This is a genomic window from Hyphomonas sp. (assembly GCF_036964145.1).
Taxonomy (GTDB): Bacteria; Pseudomonadota; Alphaproteobacteria; order Caulobacterales; family Hyphomonadaceae; genus Hyphomonas.
This window is the reverse complement of record NZ_JBALUC010000002.1, coordinates 510,368-532,571: the sequence shown is the minus strand read 5'-3', so window position 1 is coordinate 532,571 and position 22,204 is coordinate 510,368. Positions and strand designations below refer to the sequence as shown.

At 55.0% G+C, this 22,204-nt stretch carries 17 protein-coding genes; 16 read left to right on the top strand and 1 reads right to left on the bottom strand.

Annotation, left to right across the window (positions count from 1 at the left end; translation table 11 throughout):
- Positions 1-90: 90 nt before the first annotated feature.
- The 5 genes from V7660_RS07520 to V7660_RS07500 all read left to right on the top strand — a co-directional run bounded on the left by V7660_RS07520 (position 91) and on the right by V7660_RS07500 (position 5,447).
- Complete coding sequence (locus V7660_RS07520; protein WP_051602531.1) at positions 91-333, top strand: helix-turn-helix domain-containing protein; 243 nt, start codon at positions 91-93, stop codon at positions 331-333.
- A 17-nt stretch (positions 334-350) separates the two neighbouring features.
- The gene (locus V7660_RS07515) at positions 351-905 is read left to right on the top strand and encodes a S26 family signal peptidase (protein ID WP_158535336.1); all 555 of its coding nucleotides are present in this window, start codon (positions 351-353) and stop codon (positions 903-905) included.
- A gap of 142 nt (positions 906-1,047) precedes the next feature.
- Positions 1,048-2,976 carry a DUF3363 domain-containing protein gene (locus tag V7660_RS07510; protein WP_272981634.1) on the top strand — a complete coding sequence of 643 codons (1,929 nt, stop codon included), beginning with the start codon at positions 1,048-1,050 and terminating at the stop codon, positions 2,974-2,976.
- Positions 2,977-3,094: 118 nt separating this feature from the next.
- Positions 3,095-5,059, top strand: coding sequence for a conjugal transfer protein TraG (locus V7660_RS07505; RefSeq protein ID WP_290495695.1), 1,965 nt, complete (start codon positions 3,095-3,097; stop codon positions 5,057-5,059).
- A 4-nt stretch (positions 5,060-5,063) separates the two neighbouring features.
- Complete coding sequence (locus V7660_RS07500; protein ID WP_035551450.1) at positions 5,064-5,447, top strand: hypothetical protein; 384 nt, start codon at positions 5,064-5,066, stop codon at positions 5,445-5,447.
- A gap of 65 nt (positions 5,448-5,512) precedes the next feature.
- Here the strand turns inward: V7660_RS07500 and V7660_RS17245 are convergent, their stop codons facing one another.
- The gene (locus V7660_RS17245) at positions 5,513-5,704 is read right to left on the bottom strand and encodes an ion channel (RefSeq protein WP_081806120.1); all 192 of its coding nucleotides are present in this window, start codon (positions 5,702-5,704) and stop codon (positions 5,513-5,515) included.
- 248 nt (positions 5,705-5,952) lie between these two features.
- Here V7660_RS17245 and V7660_RS07495 point away from each other — a divergent pair, with 248 nt between their 5' ends.
- The 11 genes from V7660_RS07495 to V7660_RS07445 all read left to right on the top strand — a co-directional run bounded on the left by V7660_RS07495 (position 5,953) and on the right by V7660_RS07445 (position 22,090).
- Positions 5,953-8,415: a TonB-dependent receptor gene (locus tag V7660_RS07495; protein ID WP_065382680.1), complete on the top strand. Its 2,463-nt coding sequence runs from the start codon at positions 5,953-5,955 to the stop codon at positions 8,413-8,415.
- Between the two features lie 92 nt (positions 8,416-8,507).
- A complete protein-coding gene (locus tag V7660_RS07490; protein ID WP_034763796.1) occupies positions 8,508-9,281 on the top strand; it encodes an SDR family NAD(P)-dependent oxidoreductase in 774 nt (257 codons plus the stop codon).
- On the top strand, positions 9,281-10,705 hold the full coding sequence (locus V7660_RS07485) for an aldehyde dehydrogenase family protein (protein WP_233348649.1): 1,425 nt from the start codon (positions 9,281-9,283) through the stop codon (positions 10,703-10,705). The genes V7660_RS07490 and V7660_RS07485 overlap by 1 nt, the downstream gene beginning before the upstream one ends.
- Positions 10,706-10,762: 57 nt before the next feature.
- Complete coding sequence (locus tag V7660_RS07480) at positions 10,763-12,433, top strand: class I adenylate-forming enzyme family protein (protein ID WP_197020228.1); 1,671 nt, start codon at positions 10,763-10,765, stop codon at positions 12,431-12,433.
- Positions 12,434-12,522: 89 nt separating this feature from the next.
- Positions 12,523-13,584, top strand: coding sequence for a helix-turn-helix domain-containing protein (locus tag V7660_RS07475; protein ID WP_175354394.1), 1,062 nt, complete (start codon positions 12,523-12,525; stop codon positions 13,582-13,584).
- A 148-nt stretch (positions 13,585-13,732) separates the two neighbouring features.
- The gene (locus V7660_RS07470) at positions 13,733-14,539 is read left to right on the top strand and encodes an enoyl-CoA hydratase/isomerase family protein (protein ID WP_083180593.1); all 807 of its coding nucleotides are present in this window, start codon (positions 13,733-13,735) and stop codon (positions 14,537-14,539) included.
- 27 nt (positions 14,540-14,566) lie between these two features.
- On the top strand, positions 14,567-15,823 hold the full coding sequence (locus tag V7660_RS07465; protein ID WP_233348651.1) for a thiolase family protein: 1,257 nt from the start codon (positions 14,567-14,569) through the stop codon (positions 15,821-15,823).
- Complete coding sequence (locus tag V7660_RS07460; RefSeq protein ID WP_051599724.1) at positions 15,820-16,977, top strand: acyl-CoA dehydrogenase family protein; 1,158 nt, start codon at positions 15,820-15,822, stop codon at positions 16,975-16,977. Before V7660_RS07465 ends, V7660_RS07460 begins: the two co-directional genes overlap by 4 nt.
- Positions 16,978-16,983: 6 nt before the next feature.
- Entirely contained in the window at positions 16,984-18,090 is a 1,107-nt protein-coding gene (locus V7660_RS07455; protein WP_035551462.1) for a CaiB/BaiF CoA transferase family protein, read from the top strand.
- Positions 18,091-18,248: 158 nt separating this feature from the next.
- Entirely contained in the window at positions 18,249-20,414 is a 2,166-nt protein-coding gene (locus tag V7660_RS07450) for a PQQ-dependent dehydrogenase, methanol/ethanol family (RefSeq protein WP_233350862.1), read from the top strand.
- Between the two features lie 53 nt (positions 20,415-20,467).
- Positions 20,468-22,090, top strand: a complete 1,623-nt coding sequence (locus V7660_RS07445; RefSeq protein WP_139068737.1) for a hypothetical protein — start codon at positions 20,468-20,470, stop codon at positions 22,088-22,090.
- Positions 22,091-22,204 lie beyond the last annotated feature (114 nt).

The window sequence follows — 22,204 nt, the reverse complement described above, 5'->3', positions numbered from 1 at the left end:
AAAATTCATGTGATCCATTTTCCCTCTGCAAAATCCCGCAATCTCCGCCAATCCTTTCGTCTCAAAAGTGATGAAAGGACACTGTGTACAATGACGAAAAACAGACGAAATGATCGCCGAAACGATGGCTGGCCGGAGCTTTTGAGTGTCGAGGAAGCGGCAGAATTTCTGAGGCTGAAACGCTCAACGCTTGACCATTATCGCTGCGAGGGACGCGGGCCGATTTACCGCAAACATGGCGCGCGGGTCTTCTATCCGAAACCCGATCTCATCCGCTGGTCAGAGCGCAATTCCTATGCGTCCACATCCGAACGCCTGCAGAAGCCGGAATGAAAAAGCGCACGCTTTGGATGACAGGATTTAGCGCCGGTCTTGTCTTTTTCGGTCTGGTTCTCGACCCCGCAGATCGCTTGATCTGGAACCGGACCGCGAGCGCACCGACAGGGCTTTACTGGCTGAGCGACGCGCCCTTCACCCCTGGCCGATGGGTCGTCGTCTCCAGCCAGAGCGTGCAAGCGAACTGGGCGCAGGAGCATGAATTTGTTGGCGAAGACTGGCCGTTATTGAAACAGATTGCCGGGGGTCCCGGCGATGAAATCTGCCGGACCGGACGCGACATTCTGATCAATGATGAAGTTGTGGCGGAAGCGCTGATTGTCGATTCCAGTGGCCGAAACCTGCCTGTGTGGGATGGCTGTGTCCGGCTTGAAAGCGATGAGCTTTTCCTGCTGACGCCGCATCCGGCGTCGCTTGATGGCCGGTATTTCGGTCCCGTAAAACAAACAGACCTGGATGGCGTCGCCATCCCCGTTTTCGTGGCCCGGGACAGACAGGGCGCAAGCGGATGCAAAGCGATACATGCGGATGCAAGGGAATCAGAAGCGAACCCGGTAGGGCAAGATTGAAGCTATGGCACCACATGGCGCCTAACCCCTTGTCTGCACATCTGTTTTTTGGCGCCCTTTGCACAGCATTGTGGTGCATGCGTTTCTCGAAACGCGTTGAAATTACTGAATATTCCTTGGTGCACGGATTGAGTGACCTCCGATGAGCGAGGAAAGACCCTTCACGCCGCGGCTCGGACGTATACGCGATCAAGGCGCGCCCGCAGGCAAGCGCTTGTCACGCCAGCTGAATAAGGCCGGAGCGAGACTTTCCAAAGCCTCTCGCAAGTCTGCCTTTACAGGCGCGCGTTATGGCACGGGCGGCGCGGCCCGAACCGGTGGTTCTCGCCATAGGCATTTGTCTCGCCAACACATGCGCCGCGTCATTGTCAAAGTGCATATCGCAAGAGCGCGCGGCGCAGGTCCCGGACTCTTTCGCGCCCATGTCAGCTATCTGCAGCGCGACGGTGTCGATCGCGAGGGAGAAGGAGGCATTCTTTATGATCGCGATCAGGAGGGGATCAGCCCCCGCGAATTTCTGGAGCGTAGCGAGCATGACCTCCACCAGTTTCGGATCATCGTCTCGCCGGAAGATGGCGCACGTATGGGGGACCTCAAACAGGCCACGCGCGAACTGATGGCGAGAATGGAAAGGGATGTCGGGCGGCGTCTCGATTGGGTCGCCGTTGATCACCACAATACAGGCCATCCGCATACCCATATTGTTGTGCGGGGTCGCGACGCCCGGATGAAGGATGTCGTCATCGCGCGGGACTATCTCACAAAGGGCCTCCGAGAAGCTGCCGAAGAACTCGCCACGCAACGGCTCGGACCGAGGCGAACATTGGAGATCGCGGGTGCGCGTCAGAAGCAGGTGGATCAGGACCGCTGGACAGGGCTCGATTCCGAGATCGAAACGCGATTGGAGAACGGCGCATTCAGGCTAGGTGATGCAAGCTCGAGCAAAGAGCGGTTTGATCGGTCCTTGCGCTTCGCGCGCATCAGGCACCTTGAATCTCTTGGCCTGGCTGAACAGGACGGCACGCTCTCCTGGCGAATGAAACAGGGCTGGCAAGAGCAGCTAAAACGCAGAGCACGGCGCGGCGATATCATCCGCACACTTGCCGCTGAATTCGGCGAACGAGAGTCCGACATTCGATTTGTTCAGGACCGCGCGAAAGACGCCGCCCCCATTCGCGGGGTCGTGAAGGCTTATGGCCCGGAGGATGAACTTCGCGATACGCGCTATCTGCTTATTGAAGATTTTGACGGTGGCATCTGGCATGTGCCTTCTGCAGCGGTCGATGTTCACGCCCGCCCGCCGCAAGGCGCAGTGGTGGAGCTCTCCCGCGCGCGAGCCGTGGCGCGTTCCTCGGACAAGGCCATTGCTGAGGTCGCAGAGCAAACCGGCGATATCTGGTCGGAAGCCCTGCACGCCCGCCACGATCCCGGATCAAAACCAGCCTATCATCTGACACTGAAGCGGCGGCTCGAAGCTTTGCGGCGTGTGGGTATTGGGGAGCGCCTTGCGACCGGTGAATGGCACATTGGCGAAGACTTTCTGGAGCGCGCAGCGGCATATGAGGCGGGCCGATCCGGCGGCGTCAAATTGAGTGTCCTGTCCTGGCTTTCACCGAAGATGCAGATCGACCGCCTCGGCGAAACATGGATCGACGACCTGTCAGAGGATGCAGCAGCGCAGCAGCAAACCTTGAAGGACTTGAAAGCAAGTCGGCAGATCTGGCTCCGCGAACAAGGCTATCTGGGTGCGGGCCAATCAGAACTCATGGAAGAGCAGAAAAGCAAGCTGCGCGCTCTGGAACTGAAGCGTGAGCGGGACACCATCGCAGTCGCTTCAGGCCGAACCTCTGTTCAGCTGGCGAAAGGGGATCGGTTTGAGGGCAAGCTCGAAGGGCATGTCGACCTTGCAGCCGGGCGTATGGCGATCATTGGCAACGCAAAGGAATTCGCGCTGGTGCCATGGCGTGGCAGTCTTGGTCGGCAAATGGGACGAGAACTGACCATAAAACGCACCGCGTCGGGTATTGGCTGGAGCATGGATATGGGGCGTTCCAGAGGGCTGTCTCGCTAGACGGCTTGGATGGCTTTGCAAGGCGCTGCGGGAATTGGCGCAGAATCCCGCTGGTCCAAGACCAGTCTCAGCAATCATTCTTGGGAGACGACAAATTGCTCTTTCAAGGAGGCACGCCATGACCGGCACAAAGATACTCATTGGCCAGATCATGGTGGTGTTCGCGCTGATCATCGGAGCGGTCTGGCTCGCCACACAAATGACCGCTGACGCGCTTGGCCATCAGGCAGCGCTTGGCGCGCCCTGGTTCATCGCAGGCGAAACACCAATCTATAAACCGTGGCGGCTGTTCCAATGGTGGTACGCCTATGAAGCCTATGCGCCGGAAGTGTTCGCACGTGGCGGGCTGATCGCGGTCTCCGGTTCGGCGCTCGGCTTTCTGGCGGCGATCATTGGTTCTGTCTTGCGCAGTCGCCACGAGCGCCATGTCACCACTTACGGCTCGGCGCGATGGGCCAGCGCACCCGATTTGAAACGCGCCGGATTGTTTGCGGATAAAGGCGTGTTCCTGGGGCGTTGGCAAAAGCGCTATCTGCGTCATGACGGCCCTGAACATGTCATGGCGTTTGCACCAACGCGTTCAGGCAAGGGCGTGGGGCTGGTTGTACCAACCCTGTTGTCCTGGACCGGCAGCGCCGTCATCCACGACATCAAGGGCGAGAATTGGGAGCTCACGTCTGGCTGGCGATCCGGATTTTCCCGATGCGTGCGGTTTGATCCAACCGACCGGCGATCCCCGAAATATAATCCACTTATGGGCGTGCGCCGCGGCGAGCATGAAGTACGCGATGTTCAGAACATCGCTGACATACTGGTTGACCCTGAAGGCTCGCTGGAGCGCCGAAACCACTGGGAGAAGACCGGACATGCCTTGCTCGTCGGTGTCATCCTGCACGTGCTTTATGCAGAAGCAGACAAGACACTCAGCGGCTGCGTGCGGTTCCTGTCCGATCCGAAACGCTCCTTCGCCGTCACACTCCGTATCATGATGACAACGCCTCATCTGGGGGAGAGAGGGGTGCATCCGATAGTTGCGCAGGCCGCTCGAGAACTTCTCAACAAATCAGAGAATGAGCGCTCCGGGGTTCTGTCCACGGCTATGAGTTTCCTGTCGCTTTATCGTGACCCCGTGATCGCAGAAATCACCAGCCGGTCGGACTGGCGCATTGAGGACCTGGTCGAAGAGGAGAGCCCGCTATCGCTCTATCTGGTCGTCCCCCCGTCAGACCTCTCACGGACGAAACCGCTGATCCGGCTGATCCTCAATCAGATTGGACGCAGGCTGACAGAAGACTTGCCCGAAAAGAACCGCCGAAAACTCCTCTTCATGCTGGATGAGTTTCCAGCGCTCGGACGGCTCGACTTCTTTGAAAGTGCGCTCGCCTTCATGGCAGGCTATGGCATTCGGGCCTATCTGATCTCGCAATCCCTAAACCAGATCGAAAAGGCTTACGGGCCGAACAATTCGATCCTCGATAACTGCCATGTCCGAATTGCCTTTGCGACCAATGATGAGCGCACAGCCAAACGTGTCTCTGATGCCCTTGGCACGACTACCGAGCTTCGTTCCCAGAAAAATTATACCGGCCATCGGCTAGCGCCTTGGCTCTCCCACATGATGGTTTCGCGACAAGAAACTCAGCGCGCTCTGATCACGCCGGGTGAGGTCATGCAGCTGGCTGCATCGGATGAAATTGTCATGGTGTCAGGTGCGCCGCCCGCACACGCGCAGAAGCTGCGATATTTCAAGGACCGAAATTTCACCAAACGCGTCTTGTCACCAGCGCCAGTCGAATGGAGCGGCCAAGCATGTGACGCCGAATGGACATCCATTGTTGCGGCCCCGCCGTTCCAGGAGCCGGAGGCTAAGAAAGATATCGGACAACCCGATAGTGTGTCACTGAAACGGACGAGAGAACCTGAGTACACGAATGATGATACGCGTGAAAAATGCGTACGCGAGCCAAGTGCTGACGCCAACATAGACGATGAGATTGATCCGACCAGCGATCAAAATCTGGAAACCGTAAGACGCGCCGTAGCGGCAGATCGCGGCGATCCTGACGTCCTTCCGGGGTTCTGAGTGGATGGGAAAGCCGCGCGTCAACATACGGATTTCGACAAAGCTCTATGCGCAACTGTGTGAGGCAGCTGACAAGCCAGGGGTGACAAAAACGGCGATCGTTGAAGACGCACTGAGAGCATGGTTCGATCCAGAAGCGCGTTCAGTGCTGGAAGAGCGTTTGCTCGCCCGCATGGACGCCTTCGATCAGCATCAGGCGGATATGGAAAAGGACCTAGCCTACACTTACGCCACGCTGTCGCACTTTGTGTACTATTGGCTTACGCGGACCGAACCTATTCCTGAGGGGGAGCGTGATATCGCGCATGCGCTGGGGCAGAGGCGATTGGAGTATTTCAATGAGCAGGTGAGCAGCAAAATGTCTGCCGCGCCTGAGCCGGCCGCCTAGACGGGAGAAATGGACCCATCATAATTCTCGGTTCAGAAGTCTTGATTCGGAAGTATGGATACATTTCACACGAGCAGGCGCTGGCTCGATGGTTTCGTTGCGGTGCGAGTTCCGTACATGCCCACCAACCGAGACAACAATATTACCGTATACAGAACACCAATGACCGCCTCGAACGCGGCGGCGGCTTGAGGGTAATGCCCTTGAGGGGTGATATCGCCATATCCGAGTGACCTAGCCCCCTGAACTGCAGCCATGTTTTAGTTATAGAACTAGGCTGTTCAGGGGGCTAGGTCATCTGGTCGGACGATCGCGGATGTCGGGCATGGAAGGATTTGAGCAGGATAAGGCCCTCTCGTATCGCGGAATGACGATCTGTTGGCGTGAACTGGTATGACTCTAACAGAGCCATCTTTCACCAGAGTTCATAATCTACTTTCGCGTCCTTGTGCATCATAGCGGGAACGGAAACACGGAGCACAAAAGGGCTCTTGGGAGGATATATATGAACCAGAAGTTTAGACTCAATTTGAGCGGCGCAGCAATTTTGCCGATCGCCATTGCCCTTGCCACGCCGGCCTATGGGCAAGTGGCAGATGTCCCTGCCGAAACAGAAGCGGAGCGGGAAGCAAGACTGACAACAGTGACTGTTACGGCACGTAAACGGGACGAGACGCTGATCAATGCGCCGGTGGCCGTGACCGCCGTTTCCGGAGCAGAGCTGGAAGCGCAAGGGGTCACGAACCTTGAGCAGATTTCCGCGCGCGTGCCGGGCCTGCAGGTCGGTCGGGGAGCGCAAACCTCGAACATCTTTATCCGAGGTGTCGGATCTGGTATCAACAAGGGATTCGAGCAATCGGTTGGCCTTTATGTGGATGGCGTTTATCAGCCGCGCAGCCGCCAATTCTCACAGTCCCAGTTCGACCTGCAGCAAGTCGAGGTTCTGCGTGGGCCCCAAGGCGTTCTATTCGGTAAGAACACGGTTGCTGGCGCGATCAAGCTTGAAACGGCCTCGCCAGAAGTCGGAGAGGAACTCAATGGTTGGGTCGGTGTCACCTGGGAACCAGAATTCAATACGCAAAGCTACTCGGGCGTCTTTTCCGCGGGCTTGGCGGATAATTTGGCAGGCCGGTTGGCAATTCGTTATACGACAACTGACGGATATGTTGAGAACCGTGTCTTTGATCGCGACGAAGCCGAGCGCGAAGACATGTTCGCCCGGGCGACGCTCGCCTGGCAACCAACGGAGAGTTTAAACGTTGAGACGAAACTGAGCTATCTTGAAATGGACGGGGTCGGTAAGGAGCTTACCATTAATGCGATTGATGATCGCCTGCCGACGCCTAGCACGATAGCGCTCTCACAAATGCTTCATCCAGACTTTGGAGTTTCTACTGGCGATACCGCTTATGTCAGCTTCAGCGGCAATCCCGCATTCCGTGTCGGCGATCCTCCAATCTCCGACACGGAGACAACCGAATCATTGAGCGGATCTGTGAAGGCAGAATGGGAGTTCGATAACTTTACCCTCACTTCGATTACTGGCTACTCCTCTTTCGATTTCGCTCAACATCACGATGTGGATTTTCTGCCTGTCAGCTTCATTCACAATCTTGATGAAGAAGAACTGGACATGTTTAGCCAGGAACTTCGCATTGCCACAGACTGGGATGGGCGCATAAATTTCTTGGGCGGGCTGTATTATGAAAACCAGGATGCTTATATTGAAGAGACAACGGCGTTCAATGGCACATTTGGCGTTTTGCCAACATCGATTTTGCCCGGCGGTATTGTTAACGTTGCTCAACGCACTTTCTTCGATCAACAAGCCGAAACGATTGCGCTTTTTGGCGAGCTTGGCATTGACCTGACCGACAGCGTCACACTTGAACTAGGTTTGCGTTACTCCGAAGATGAGAAGAGCATCGATAAGAGTGTTGTTGTTGGAGCCGGCACACCCCGAGACTTCGTTGGCCTTGTCACACCCGCAGACACGATCGGGTCTGCCGATCTAACCGAATATCTAACCGCCGCCGCTACTGTTGGGGGTGCAGATGGATTGAACTCTGCAACGACTTTTGCCGCATTGCTCAACCGCTTTGCTGCTGACCTCAACGATACGCGAACAGAAGATCATCTTGATCCATCTGTAAAACTGCGCTGGCAGTATGCTGACAACGGGTCGGCCTATATTTCCTATTCCACTGGCTATAAATCTGGTGGTTACAATTTCAGTCCTGACACGGCGGAACCGGATGGGAGCCCGCGTCCGGGTCATGAATTTGAGGATGAGAAAGTCACGGCTTGGGAAGCTGGTATCAAGCACCAGTTCATGGGTGACCGTGCTCGCATCGGGGCAATCATTTTCCGAAGCGAGTTAGAAGACCTGCAGGTAACCTCGTGGAGTGGGACAAGCTTCGTGGTTGGGAACGCGGCTGAACTTCAAGTGCAGGGGCTGGAACTTGATGGCCAGTTCCTTCTCAGCGACGAAATCGAGATTGGCGGTGCGTTCGCCTATCTCGATCACGAATTCCAGTCCTTCCCAGGGGCAGGGTGTTCAGTGATCGAAACGGGCTTGGGCACATGCCCGGATTCTGCAGGTGTGGGTACCAAGGACCTTGCCGGCGAACGCGGGGCCTTTGCGCCCGAGTTCAGTGGTAACGTCTATCTCGCCTTCAATCGCAGTTTCGAGAATTTCGATCTGAATGCCCGGATTGGAGCCAACTTCAAGGACGAGATGTTCCTGGATGGCGACCTCGACCCGAACGCGTTTCAGGAAGGATATACGAAATTCGATGCTCATGTCGGGGTGGAGTTTGGCCGCTACGAATTCCGTGTATTCGGTCGCAACCTAACCGATGAAGCCACCTATACCGCCTCGGTCGACGCGCCACTCAGCCCGGGCGTGTATGTTGGCTGGATCGAAGAGCCGCGCGTGATTGGTGCCGAAGGCCGTATAAATTTCTGATCGTCTTGTAGCAGCCTCCTTTCCATCGAAGGGAGGCTGCTCCAGACTTGAGCAGTTGAAAGCTGACAATAGCAGGTCAGGAGCTTGCGAACATGAAACTCGATGGAAAAGTCGCTGTGGTTACAGGTGGTGCCTCTGGACTAGGCGCTGCTGCGGCGCGCAGTTTTGTTGAGCAGGGCGCACGCGTCGCGCTCTTCGATCTGAGCGAAGTCGCAGGAAACGCGCTCTGTGGCGAACTTGGAAACAAGGTCTGCCAGTTCTTCAAGGTCGATGTGACCGATGATCAATCGGTTGCGGATGCGGTGACAAATACCGTCGAGAAATTCGGGGCCATTCAGATTGCTGTCAACGCGGCAGGCATTCCGGCACCGACCAAAATTCTCGACCGGGACGGCAACCCTTGTCAGCTCGACAAGTTCACCAAGGTGATCATGGTCAACCTCGTCGGCACGTTCAACGTCATGAGTAAATGCGTCGCCGTCATGGCGAGGAACGCACCAGACGATCTGGGCGAGCGGGGAGTCGTTATCAATGTGTCATCCGGTGCCGCCTATGAAGGGCAAATAGGTCAGGCCGGCTATTCAGCGTCCAAGGCGGGTGTGATCGGTATGAACATGCCGGCGGCGCGGGAACTCGGAGCCGTCGGCGTCCGTGTCAACGCGATCGCACCGGGGCTGTTTTTGACACAGATGGTGAAGAGTCTGGGTGAGAAGGTGGTCGTTTCACTGGTCGACACTGTCGAGGCGCCACGCCGCGCCGGAGACCCCATGGAATTTGCACACGCATGCCAGTTCATCGTCGAGAATGGATACTTGAATGGTGAAACAATTCGCCTCGATGCGGCAACACGTTTGAGGGCGAGATAGTGGGGATTGAAACCGGCATCACCGAGCTTGAGAGGATATTCACCCTGCAGCGTTCCCTCACGCGAGAGCAGGTGTCCTGCAGCTATGAAACCCGGATGGACCTGCTGGCTCGTCTTGGGAAAATGTTCGAGACGCATGAAGACGAACTCATTAACGCGGTTACGGCTGATTTCGGAATACGCAGCCGGTATGAAACCATCCTGACAGACATCATGCTGGTTCTGTCGGATGTGAAATTTGCACGGCGCCATTTAAAACACTGGATGAAGCCGCGCAGTGTCAAAACTGACACGTTTGGATTGCCGGGATCTTCGCGGCTAATTCCGCAACCCCTTGGTGTCGTCGGCATTCTCGGAACCTGGAACTATCCCTATGGCACAGTATTCGCCGGTGCGGCGGGTGCGTTGGCGGCTGGCAACCGGATTATTGCCAAGCCAAGTGAAATTTCGGCTCATTCAGCTGAAATTTCGCAGCGTCTTGTTCGCAAGTATTTTTCAGAAGAAGAGATGGCAGTGGTAATCGGCGGCCCGGATGTCGCGCAGCAGATGACGTCTCTTCCATTCGATCATATTCTCTTCACCGGTTCGCCCAATACAGGTAAAAAAGTCGCCCAGTCGGCCGCAGCCAATTTGACACCAGTGACGCTTGAGCTTGGCGGCAAGTGCCCCATTATCATTGATAAAAGTGCTCATTTTCCAGAAGTCGCGCAGAGCCTTGTTTTCGGCAAGCTCCTCAACGCAGGACAAACGTGCATCGGTGTCGACTACGCATTCGTTCCAGAAGGGAGTGTAGAAGACTTTGTGTCAGCGCTCGCCAGGCAGGTGCACAAGTGTTTTGGCGAGATCGAAGCCAATCAGGACTATACAAGCATTATAAATCACCGGCAGTTTGACCGTTTGCGGGGACTGGTTGAAGACGCCCGCGCAAAAGGTGCCGGAGTGACCAATCTCGCAGGCAGTGGCGATGGCATGTTCGAGGCTGCTCATCGAATAGCCCCGCTGGCTGTGACCAATGTTGCAAGCGATATGGGGCTGATGCAGGAAGAGATTTTCGGGCCGATTCTGCCGATCCTGACCTATCGTACGGAAGACGAAGTAATCGAGTACATCAATGCTGGCGAGCGGCCACTGGCACTTTACTATTTCGGTAAAGACAGTGCAGGTCGACGAAAAATCCTTGGCGAAACCCATGCTGGCGGCGTGACCCTGAACGGCACGGTGATGCACGTCTTCCAGCGCCGTCTTCCATTTGGCGGCATCGGGCAAAGCGGGATCGGATCCTATTTGGGGCCGGGAAGTTTCGAGCGGTTCAGTCATTTGAAGCCGGTGTTCTCACAATCGAAGATCAGTGTGCTTAGCCAATTGCTGCCTCCCTATTCTTCGAAGACGGGCTGGTTGCTGAATCTATTTAAAAAGCTGCTTTAAATCGATCCTGTACGCAGCAATCTTAGGGTGGTGTAGACAAAAGGGAGGACAGTCTCTGTGTTCGGAATTTTCTCAAAAAAGCGCAATGACCGTGAACTGATGCCTGTTGACGTCGCTCCAAGTTCTGCTGCAGCATTGGTTTCGACAGAAGGCGGGCGGGTAAATTACAGCCGTGTCATGCAAGGGCTCGCGGAATCCTTCGGAGATCGTGAGGCGATTGTGAATCTTGAGCGTGGCCGCCGGCTGAGTTTTCGTGACTATCACATCATAACCAATCAGATTGCACATATTCTCAATGGAAACCTGAATCTCGGCGCGGGCGACCGATATGTCTGTATGCTGCAAAATGACAATCTCTCCCTGTTCCATTGGGGGTCAGCTGCAAAAGCTTATGCAACATGTTGTCATGCCAACTACCTCGACAGCCTGGAAACGCATCTTGGCCAGATCGACATCGTCAAGCCCAAAGTCGCGTTCATCGAGAATGACCTCCTAGCCTCCCATGCTGGCCCGCTTACCGAACGCGGCATTCAGATTGTTGTGATGGATGCTCTGGTCAAGCCATATTCAGGCGTGTTGGCCCTTCCCGATCTTTTGGCGAACGCGTCGACAGAGAACACAGATATTGAAATCGATGATCGAACGCACGTCGTGCTCATGCGCTTTACAGGAGGCACGACTGGTGACAGCAAGTGCGCGAAGTATTCAATCGACAACATTCTGGGGTGCCGCGATAGTTTCCTGACACTTCCAGACCCGGATTTCTTCGATGGCTGCCGCATGCTGCATATAGCTCCCATTAGCCATGGCAGCGGTATGATGCTTTTGCCGGTTCTGTTCAGCGGTGGTTGCACGGTCACAATGAACGAGCCCAGTCTGGAGAACTGGTGCCGCTATATCCAGCAAGAGAAGATTTCTCACGCCTTCATCGTACCGACTCTGGCGTACCGCCTTTTGGAAATGCCCGAAGCACGAGAGTATGACCTATCCTCATTGCGCACGGTGTTGTATGGCGCGGCCCCCATGAGCCCGGCCAAGGCCAAGCTCCTGGTTGAGCGATTCGGTTCAATATTCACACAAGTGTACGGCTCCACGGAACATCTGGCGGCAACCCTCTGCCTGAGCAAGAAAGATCATATCGTGGACGCCGAGACTGAAGGCCGACTCGCGTCCGCGGGTCGACGCTCAACCGGGATCGAACTGTCGGTTTGCGATGATGACGGTAATCCAGTTCCTGTAGGCGAACTCGGCGAGTTCTATTTGCGATCGCGCTCAACCTGTCTTGGCTATGAAGGCAATCCAGAGAAGACGAAGGAGGAATTCGTCAACGGATACTGGAAGTCAGGGGATATCGGATATACGGACGAAAACGGATATTGCTACCTGGTTGATCGGAAGAAGGACATGATCATCACGGGTGGTTTCAATGTCTATGCGACTGAGGTTGAGGCCGCAGTCAACTCCCATCCTGGCGTTTTGATGTCAGCGGTTGTCGGTGTTCCCCACGAAGAATGGGGCGAGGCTGTACATGCGGAAGTCATCCTTAACGACTCTGTTGAGGTGGCCGAATCTGACCTGATTGCCTATGTAAAAGAGCAGATCGGATCTTTCAAAACACCAAAATCCGTGTTGTTCGTGGAGGAACTGCCTCTGAGCGTCGTTGGTAAGGTGTTGCGAAAGGATGTACGTAAGAAATACTGGGGCGGCCAGGTCCGCAGTATTGGCTGAAGCGTGTACAATCCTGTTCAAAAATTGGACAAACCGTCATGAACCGATAAAGCTTGTCATCGAAGACGGTCGTACAGGACAATCGATATTTGAACCACACATCATCAGGTAAGGCGCAACCAGAATTGAGTGAGACGCGGTCAGTCATTGCATCCTGGCTCATACAGATTGTGGCCATATTGGACGAATTTGACTTTTCCATTGATGTACCAGATCTACTGCGGCGTGCGGAAGTTGATCCTGATATTCTCCAGGACCCGAATGCCAGGGTGCGGTCTAGACGATTCAGTCGCTTCATTGAGCTCATCGTAGAGGCGACAGGTGATGAGACGATCGGGCTGAAGCTGGCCGAGCGAAATACGCCCGGCTCAATGCATGCGCTTGGGTATTCATTGTTCTCAAGCCGAACGCTGGAAACATTCTTCCACCGGTTTGATCGTTTTTTCAGGCTAATTTCTCATTCTGCTGAGACAAGGTCTGAAATCAGGAAGGGGTGCCTCATTCATTCCATTGAACTCAAGGAAGACGTGCCGCCGGTCCGCCAGGATGTTTTTTTGGCGACGGTGCTTCGCTTCGTCAGAATGGTTTACCGAGCGGACTATTCTCCTGTTTTGGTAAGAATGCGTCGTCCGAAACCTGGTAAGGTCGCGATGGATGAATTTGATGCCTTTTTCTGTTGTCCGATCGAATATGGTCACGACAGTCTAGAGCTGCATGTGGCCGAGAAGGACTATACGCGCGTGCTGCGCGGCGCGAATTCCGACATTGTTCGAAGGAATGACCAGATTGCGATGGAATACATTGCCCGGTTCGATGAACAACAAATTATTCCGCGGATCCGGGCGGCGATTGTCGAAATGCTACCGGATGGAGCTGTCTCCCTGGAGTCGGTTTCAAGAGAGCTAAATACAAGTAACCGAAGTCTTCAGCGCCAATTGCAGGATGAGGGCACAACCTTCAACACCGTGCTCGACGATGTTCGCCAGCATCTCGCTATCGGCTATTTGCGGACAGGTCGTCGGTCCATCAAGGAGATATCGTATCTGTTGGGATACAAGGACCCCAGCAATTTCTCCCGTGCGTTTCGCCGGTTAACGGGGCAGTCCCCGCAGGAATTCCTCGAGAATGAGCGCCAGCTGGACGATAGCTGACATCGCTAGAGCTCTGCATTGCCTTGGGAGGCTCGACTGACGACGCTTTGGCGCACGGTGACATGCGTCTGATGTTCAATAAGTTTTCTGGCCCGATAAAGTGAAGCCTCATCTGGAACGGGCCAAGTTTTGGAGCGAACGCGGCCCAATGCTTGGAATTGGACAATTGTCGTTTGAAACCCTGAAATTTGAGGCGGAAGATTCGTGTGCACGAATTACCCTGACGCGTCCGAGCAGCATGAATGCACTGTCCGCTCTAATGGTGAATGAACTTGCGCAATGTGTGAAAGATGTTGCCGAGCGCGATGAGATTCGAGTGCTGACTATCACTGGGAGCGGGCGCGCCTTTTGCTGCGGTGCTGACCTGAAGGGCGTTTTGGGGGAAGTTCAGGCTGGTGACAATACCGGGTTTCTTGGCTTCCTTCGCGACATTCAGAACGTGTTTTTGGCTATTCGTGCTTTGCCGAAGCCGACAATTGCAGCGCTCAATGGATTGACTTTGGCCGGCGGACTGGAGCTAGCCATGACCTGCGATGTCGTGATGGCGGCGCGCAGTGCGCGGCTGGGCGACGCCCATTCCAATTTTGGTGTTCTGCCGGGCGGCGGGGGATCTCTCTTGCCGAGGTATGTTGGCGAAAAGAAAGCGAATTATCTCCTATTCTCCGGCGATCATTGGTCGGCGGAAGCGTTTCGTGAAGCCGGATTTGTAAGCCAAGTTGTTGAGGATGACGACTTGTCATCGGTTGCAGAGGCGCTTGCTGCAAAGCTGGCGGAGAAAAGCCCGCTTGTACTTCAGCGTATGAAGGAGATGGTTGCCGGAAGCGCACACTTGTCCGCGCGCGAAGCCATCGCGTTGGAAATGCGCCATCTCGAAGCGCATGCAAAATCCGCTGACTTCCTCGAAGGGCTTTCAGCCTTCAGTGAGAAACGAACACCGAAATATTCAGGCCAGTAGCGGCCATCTGTAGATGGGGAGAGAGTCTTGTCGGATAGTAAGATTTATATTGTAGGCGTCGGCATGACGCATTTCGGGCGGCATCTGGAAGCAAGTATTTCTGAATTGCTGGACACCGCCATTTTGCGTGCGGCGGATGATGCAGGCTGCACCAAGGCCGCCGTGGAGGCAGTTTACCATTCCAGTGCGACCCAAGGGTTCTTGCAGGGACAAACCTTTGTTCCTGGCCAGGTTGCGCTCAGCAAGATCGGGCTGACAGGTATTCCCGCATTCAATATTGAAAACGCCTGTGCGTCCAGTTCATCCTCCTTTCACCTTGCTGTTCAGGCGCTTAAGGCTGGTATGCAGGACGTTGTCCTGGCGGCGGGTGTCGAGAAAATGAACGTGCCTGACAAGGCGAGGATGTTCGCTGTGTTCGATGGCGGTTGGGATGTTGAGACACCTGAGGAGAATGCCAAAAGGCTTCTCCAGTTGGGCGAAGGTGTTGCCGAACCGGAGGGATCGGAATCTGAACGCCCTTATAGCGTATTCATGAAAATCTACGCAGCGTTCGGCCGGAACCATATGAAGCGCTATGGCACGACTCAGCGCCAGATTGCTGCGATAGCCGCGAAAAATCATCAGCATTCAGAGCACAATGAGTATTCGCAATACCGTCAGCCTTACACGATTGATGAAATTCTTTCAGCACCTCCCATCACTTACCCTTTGACGCTGCCAATGTGCTCACCGATCTCGGATGGTGCTGCAGCGGTCATCCTTTGCAATGAGGAAGGCTTGAGGAAGATTGGTGCCACTACGTCACGAGCCGTCCAGGTTATGGCCAGCGCCGTTGCAAGTGGAAACCCCGCGCGCAGCGCCGATGCACCGGAACGCCATGTTGCGCGAATTGCCGCTGAGAGGGCGTATGAAATGGCCTGCCTTTCACCAGAAGACATGGACGTTGCCGAGGTGCACGATGCAACCGCGATTGGTGAGTTGATGCACGCCGAGAACTTGATGTTAGTTCCGATCGGTGAAGCAGGCCCGGCAGCGGAACGCGGGGACTTCACGATTGGCGGCTCAATCCCGATCAATCCGTCTGGCGGGCTGGAGTCCAAAGGCCACCCCATCGGCGCAACCGGGCTGGGGCAAATTCATGAGCTTGTCACCCAATTACGCGGCGAAGCTGGAAAGCGCCAGGTTGATGGTGCCCGACACGCTATCCACGAAAACAGCGGCGGCCTAATTGGCATTGAGGAGGGTGTTGCTGTGGTCAACATTTTCAAGAGGGCAAATGCATGATTGGGGGATTAGATATTTTCTTTGACAAGGCTGAGCTCGCCGCAATCGAAAGCCTGCGTCGCTATCTTGATGAGCAGCTGGAGCCGGAACTGGCTGCGCATGGGGAAGACTTCGTTCCAAAGGACAAAATGCAAAGCTGGACGCAAAAGCTGGCAGAATTTGGTCTCGTCAACGCCCCACAGCCGGAATCTGCCGGCGGGCTGGGGTTGTCCTGGAAGCTGCACGTTCAACTAATTGAAGAGCTTGCCTATAGTTCGGGAGACTTGGCGATAGCCGCACTTGTTAATGGCAGCGCAGCGTCGATGCTGGTCAAACTCGCGCCGGAGCACATCAAGACACGTTACCTGCCTAGATTGTTGGCGGGGGAACTTTTTGCGTCTGTCGGCATTTCCGAGCCGGATGTCGGTTCGGATGTCGCGGCGGCGAAAACCAGGGCTGTGCGAGATGGTGACCATTGGGTGATTTCTGGTGAGAAAACATGGATCACCAATGGTGAGTACTCAGATTTTTTCATCTGCACCTGCCGAACTGGCGAGAACGAACTGACCCATATCCTGCTCGATCGCAATGAGCATCCTTATGAAGTCCGCGGTATTCCAAAGATCGCGCTCAATCGACAATCAACATCACAGGTTTTTCTCGATGATGTGCGCGTTCCGGTCGAGAATACTATCGGTGAAATAGGCTCGGGTCTGAAGAACACGCTCACCCTGTTCGAACGCGCGCGAGTTCACGTCGGGTCGTGGGGCTATGGCATGGCGCGGCGCGCGCTTGATGAGTCAATAAAATATGCAATCGACCGTTCGCAGCATGGCAAACCAATTGCCGGCCACCAGCTCATTGCAGAAAAGTTAGCTGTAATGGCCACAGAGATCGATGCAGCGCGCCTGTTGTCTTTGCGCGCAGCGGGCATGATTGACGCCGGACAGCGCTGCGACAAGGAGTGCGCAATGGCAAAATGGTACGGTACCGAAATCGCTGTCAGTGCAACGCGCCAGGCAGTACAGATTCACGGCGGTAATGGCGTCACGAAGGAGTTCATTGTCGAGCGCCTCGCCCGCGAAGCGATGATCGCACCCATTCCGGATGGAACGACTGAGATCCAGAAACTCCTTATCGGGCGGAGCCTGACGGGCGTCTCGGCGTTCAGGTGACGTCCCGTGTCTAAAGGGCCTCTGCAGGGCATTCGGATTGTCGAAATCGAGGGCATTGGGCCGGCGCCCTTTTGTGGCATGCATCTGGCCGATCTGGGCGCGGATGTCGTTCTCATAGAGCGAAAGACCAAGGGCTCCGATCCGGGATCGACTTTGCCTGTCGGCATTCTGAAAAGAGGCAAGCGCTCGATCGCTCTGGACCTGAAAGACTCTGAAGACCGCGCGGTCGCGCTGGATCTGATTGCGACGGCGGACGCCCTGATCGAGGGCATGCGGCCGGGAGTGATGGAACGCCTGGGCCTTGGTCCGGAAGTTTGTCTGGGGCGGAACCCACAGCTTGTCTTTGGTCGCATGACGGGCTGGGGGCAGGCGGGACCGCTCGCCCAGGCGGCTGGACATGATATCAATTATGTATCCGTCAGTTCAGCTGCCTGGTTTGCAAGCCCAACTGGAACGCGATCACTGCCGCCACCAGGCTTGGTCGGGGACATTGGCGGCGGTGCGAACTATCTGACGATTGGCATTCTCGCGGGCATTCTAAAGGCCAGAGCCACCGGTGAGGGCGATGTGATTGATGCAGCGATTGTCGATGGGTCGGCGCATATGATGAACCTCATCTTCGATTTGCTGCCCAGCGGCATGATGCAAGCCGAGCGCGGGCGCGGCTTTCTGGATGATTCCCCTTGGTACAGTTCCTATCGCTGTGCAGACGGGCGTGACATCACGCTTGGCGCGCTAGAACCGAAATTTTACGCAGAACTTCTACAGCGCCTCGGTCTTACAGGCGATCCCGACTTCGAAGACCAGTATGATCGTGATAGCTGGTCGAAGCAGTCAGAGAAGTTTCGTGCTCTTTTCGCAACCGAACCATCTGCATACTGGCAAGACTTACTAGAGGGGACCGATGCATGCTTTGGCCTTGTGGAAAGTCCGATCAGTGCACCTTTGCACCCTCATAATCTGGCGCGCGGAATCTTTGAAAACAGCCAGGGTTATGTTCAGGCTGTTCCGGCCCCGCGTTTCCAATCGAACGTGCAGGCAATCCCCGGTCCAGCACCTGAGCATGGTCAGCACCAGCAAGAGCTGCTCAAGGAGTTGAAAACCCGCAACTAGATCCGTTGCAAGTAGGTGTCCCAGGCTTTGTCGCTGGCACAAAATGACGGAACATTGGCGTTGCGCGGGGCTTGAGAAACTTCGCCGTTCCAGTGCAATCTTGCTTGGTATGAGAAAAAATCCAGAACCTCATCCACTGGGGTGTCCGGGAGGACAAAATGAACGGCAAAAAAATGCCCGCTACAGCGCTGAAAGTCATTCTGACGGGCGCTACGATCGGTCTTCTGGCTGCCTGTGGAGGGGCGGTCGACTCTGGCGACGCTTCCACACAAGCCTCCCAGGGGATCAATGAGGAACGTTTGCTCAATGCCGCAGGCGAACCACATAACTGGCTTACTCATGGTGGCACGTTTTCAGAAACGCGGTTTAGCGCGCTTGACGCCATTAATCTGGAAACAATCGACCAGCTGGATCTTGCCTGGGCGGCACCGCTTGGCAGCTATCGTGGCGTAGAGGCAACCCCGATCATTGTTGATGGTGTCATGTACACTACGGGTTCGTGGAGCGAAGTGCTGGCGCTTAATGCTGCCACAGGAGAAATTCTTTGGCGCTACGATCCGGAGGTTCCCCGATCAAAGGGCGCACATGCTTGTTGCGATGTCGTCAATCGCGGCGTGGCTGTCTATAACGACAAGGTCATATTCGGGTCGCTGGATGGTCGTCTGATCGCTCTTGATTCAAAGTCAGGCGAACAGATCTGGGAGACCCGTACTGTACCGCTCGAAGAACCCTATACGATCACAGGGGCGCCTCGCATTGTGAAAGGCAAGGTCATCATCGGAAATGGCGGTGGTGAGTTCGGCGTTCGCGGATTTGTTGCAGCCTATGATGCTGAAACAGGTGAACAGGCCTGGAAGTTCTACACTGTGCCGGGAAATCCGGATAATGGATTCGAAAACGAAGCCATCGAGATGGCTGCTGAGACCTGGACAGGCGAATGGTGGAAGCTGGGCGGTGGCGGGACTGTCTGGGACAGCATGGCATTCGATCCTGAACTGGACCTCCTCTATATCGGCGTTGGAAACGGCTCGCCCTGGAATCAGAAAGTACGAAGCCCGGACGGCGGCGACAATCTGTTCCTGTCATCAATCGTCGCGTTACGTCCAGACACAGGAGAATATGTCTGGCACTATCAGACGACGCCGGGCGAAACTTGGGACTACACAGCTACGCAGAATATCATTCTAGCTGATCTTGAGATCGAGGGAGAGCTTCGTCAGGTGCTGATGCAAGCGCCGAAAAACGGCTTCTTTTATGTCATCGACCGAATAAGCGGCGAACTTATTTCCGCAGAGCCATTTGTTCCCATTAACTGGGCCACACATATCGATATGGAGACCGGGCGTCCTGTTGAAAACCCCGAGGCGCGCTATCTGTCTGGTGGACCTGCGCTCGTCAAACCCAGCCCATTTGGTGCCCACAACTGGCACCCCATGTCATTCAATCCGGAAACAGGGCTGGTATATATTCCCGCACAAGATGTTCCTTTCCTCTATTCCGATCAGATCGAGGGCGAGATTGCCCGCTTTGACCGAGACGCATTCAATATCGGTGTCAGCCTGACAGACGCATTACCGGAAACAGAAGAAGCACGTCGCACACTTCTGCGCCAACTTGTCCAAGCACATCTTGCTGCCTGGGATCCGGTAGCTCAGAAAGAAGTCTGGCGTGTTCAGCATGAGCGAATGTGGAATGGAGGTACGCTGACAACGTCTGGAGATCTGGTATTCCAAGGCACGACGAGCGGCGTTTTCAATGCTTACAACGCCAAAACAGGCGAAGAACTGTGGTCGTATCCGGTTGGTGTCGCAATGGTCGGTGGACCTGTGGCGTATGAGGTCAATGGCGAGCAGTATGTTGCTGTATCAGCTGGTTGGGGCAGTGGTGCCAATTTGCTCGCCGGCTTCTATGTCGGGCAGACAGGAGGCCCGGTTGAAGGCCATGTACTTGCCTTCAAACTTGGCGGAGAGGGCGAGCTAAACGTCGCCGCGCTTCCGCAGAAGGCAACGCCTGAGCCAGCGCGACAGCCGCATTCGGCTGAAGCGGTTGTACGGGGCACAGACCTCTACGGTCGATTCTGCGGTGTCTGCCATGGCGGCGCGGCCATTTCGTCCGGAACGCTCCCCGATCTGAGGCAGTCAGCGACTCTCGGGATAGACACTTTTGATGCTTTCCTCCTTCAAGGGGCCGGCGAAGCGATTGGCATGCCCAACTTCGCCGGCCGCCTAAGCCAACAGGAAGTCGATGATATTGAGGATTTCATCCTCTCTCGAGCCTGGATGGCGTTTCAAGACGAGCAACAGTCGACGTCTCAAGCTGAATAGTATTCTGACAATTCGCTAAACCAGTACAAATCTGTCACTCTGGGAGACAACAAATGAAACCTCATATCGCTGCTGCTGCAGTCGCAATCGTAGCCGTGCTTGGTGCATGCTCCACTATCCCAGTCTTTGATGCGTCGGGTCCGGAGTTTCCTCCAATGAACCCAAATCTGGTGGACAGCGAGCTTGCCACCACGCATTTTAATCCGGCTCAACAGGATTCCCTTCCGTTTGCTGGGCCGGTCGGTATTCACGAGATTGATGATGAGGGTATTCAAAGGGTCCCGGCAGGGTTGGTGAACCTCACGCTTATGCAATTACCAACTTATCCTTCAGGTGAGCAGGTGGCCATCTCCGCCAACAATAATCGTATCTCCAAAATCCTGATTAGCGATGGCAAGTTTCAACTGATCAATGCTCTGCCTGTGGAAGGTCAACCCTTCATGTCTGTCGAGGATGCTGAACGTATCGCCGTCGAAATGGATAGTACGGCCTCAGAAGCTGAACTGCTTGGCTATCTCAATCGGAACTATCCACGTTATGTTGAGCGGGTCGTCGCCAGAGCAGCAATCTATAATGTCGTCGACCGCAATGGTGACTTCTACACTGTCGTCAACAACGATGTCGTCGTTTATGGTGATGCCGAACCCGGCAATCCGCTGTCACCACTGGTGGAAAAGCGCCGCTTTCAGCTGCCGCGCGAATATTTCAATCCAACACTGGAAGACCCTGATGCTGTGTTCGGATTGAATCTGACTTATGATGGCATGCTGGCGCTGGTGACGATGGGCGGCGTTGTCGTCATCGTAGACCGAAATTTTGAACAGGCACCGATCATTCATGAGTTGGCTGACGATGAGCAGGTTACGAACTCGATCGCCATTGATGAGGGTGGTGGCATTTATGTTCTCTCAAATAGGAGGCTCCATAAACTGGTTTGGGACGGGGAAACACTTCACTCTAGAGGGTATGGCGCGTGGTCATCAGAATACGATTCCTTCACCGGCAAACTTGGCGGCGTGAGTCTCGGCAACGGATCAGGCTCTACGCCCTCACTTATGGGCTTCGGAGACGAGGAAGACAAACTTGTTGTCATCACGGACGGAGAGTTGATTATGAATGTCGTCGCCTTCTGGCGCGACGATATTCCAGAGGATTTCGTCCAGAAGCCAGGGACCAAATCGCGTCGAATTGCCGACCAGATTCAGGTTAGTTTCGGAAAGTCTGACCTTGAGCGCGCCCAGTCTGAGCAATCCGTTGCGGTATATGGCTACGGTGCCTTGGTGGTAAACAACACATTGCCATCGCCATTGCCAACAATGCTGGAGAATGTTGTCATGTCTGGTAGACTACGCAAAGGACCGACGGGTGCTGAAAAGTTTGAATGGGACGTTGAAGCTGACCGCTGGGTGCGTGCCTGGGCAAATCCCACTGTATCGAGCCCATCAACCGTCCCCATGATTTCTGGCGGCGCCCAACAGGTCTATGTCAATGGTTTCGTAGACGGAAAATGGGAGGTCACAGGTCTTGATTGGGAGACGGGTGAAGCCGTTACACGGCTTCGCCTTGGTGATAGCCACATTTACAATGGCGCTTACTCTGTCATTCACCTCCTGCCGGGCGGCGATATCGTTCTTGGAGGATTGCTGGGCATGATGCGGATATCGGTCGAGCGCTAGGTGTTGACTTTAGTATGATGTGTTGAGTTTCGGCGCTCTGTGCATTGTAGTTAGCGGTGAAATCTAGTTCTATAGATCAAGCTTGATTTGGCAGGGAGTACAATCCGCGTTAAC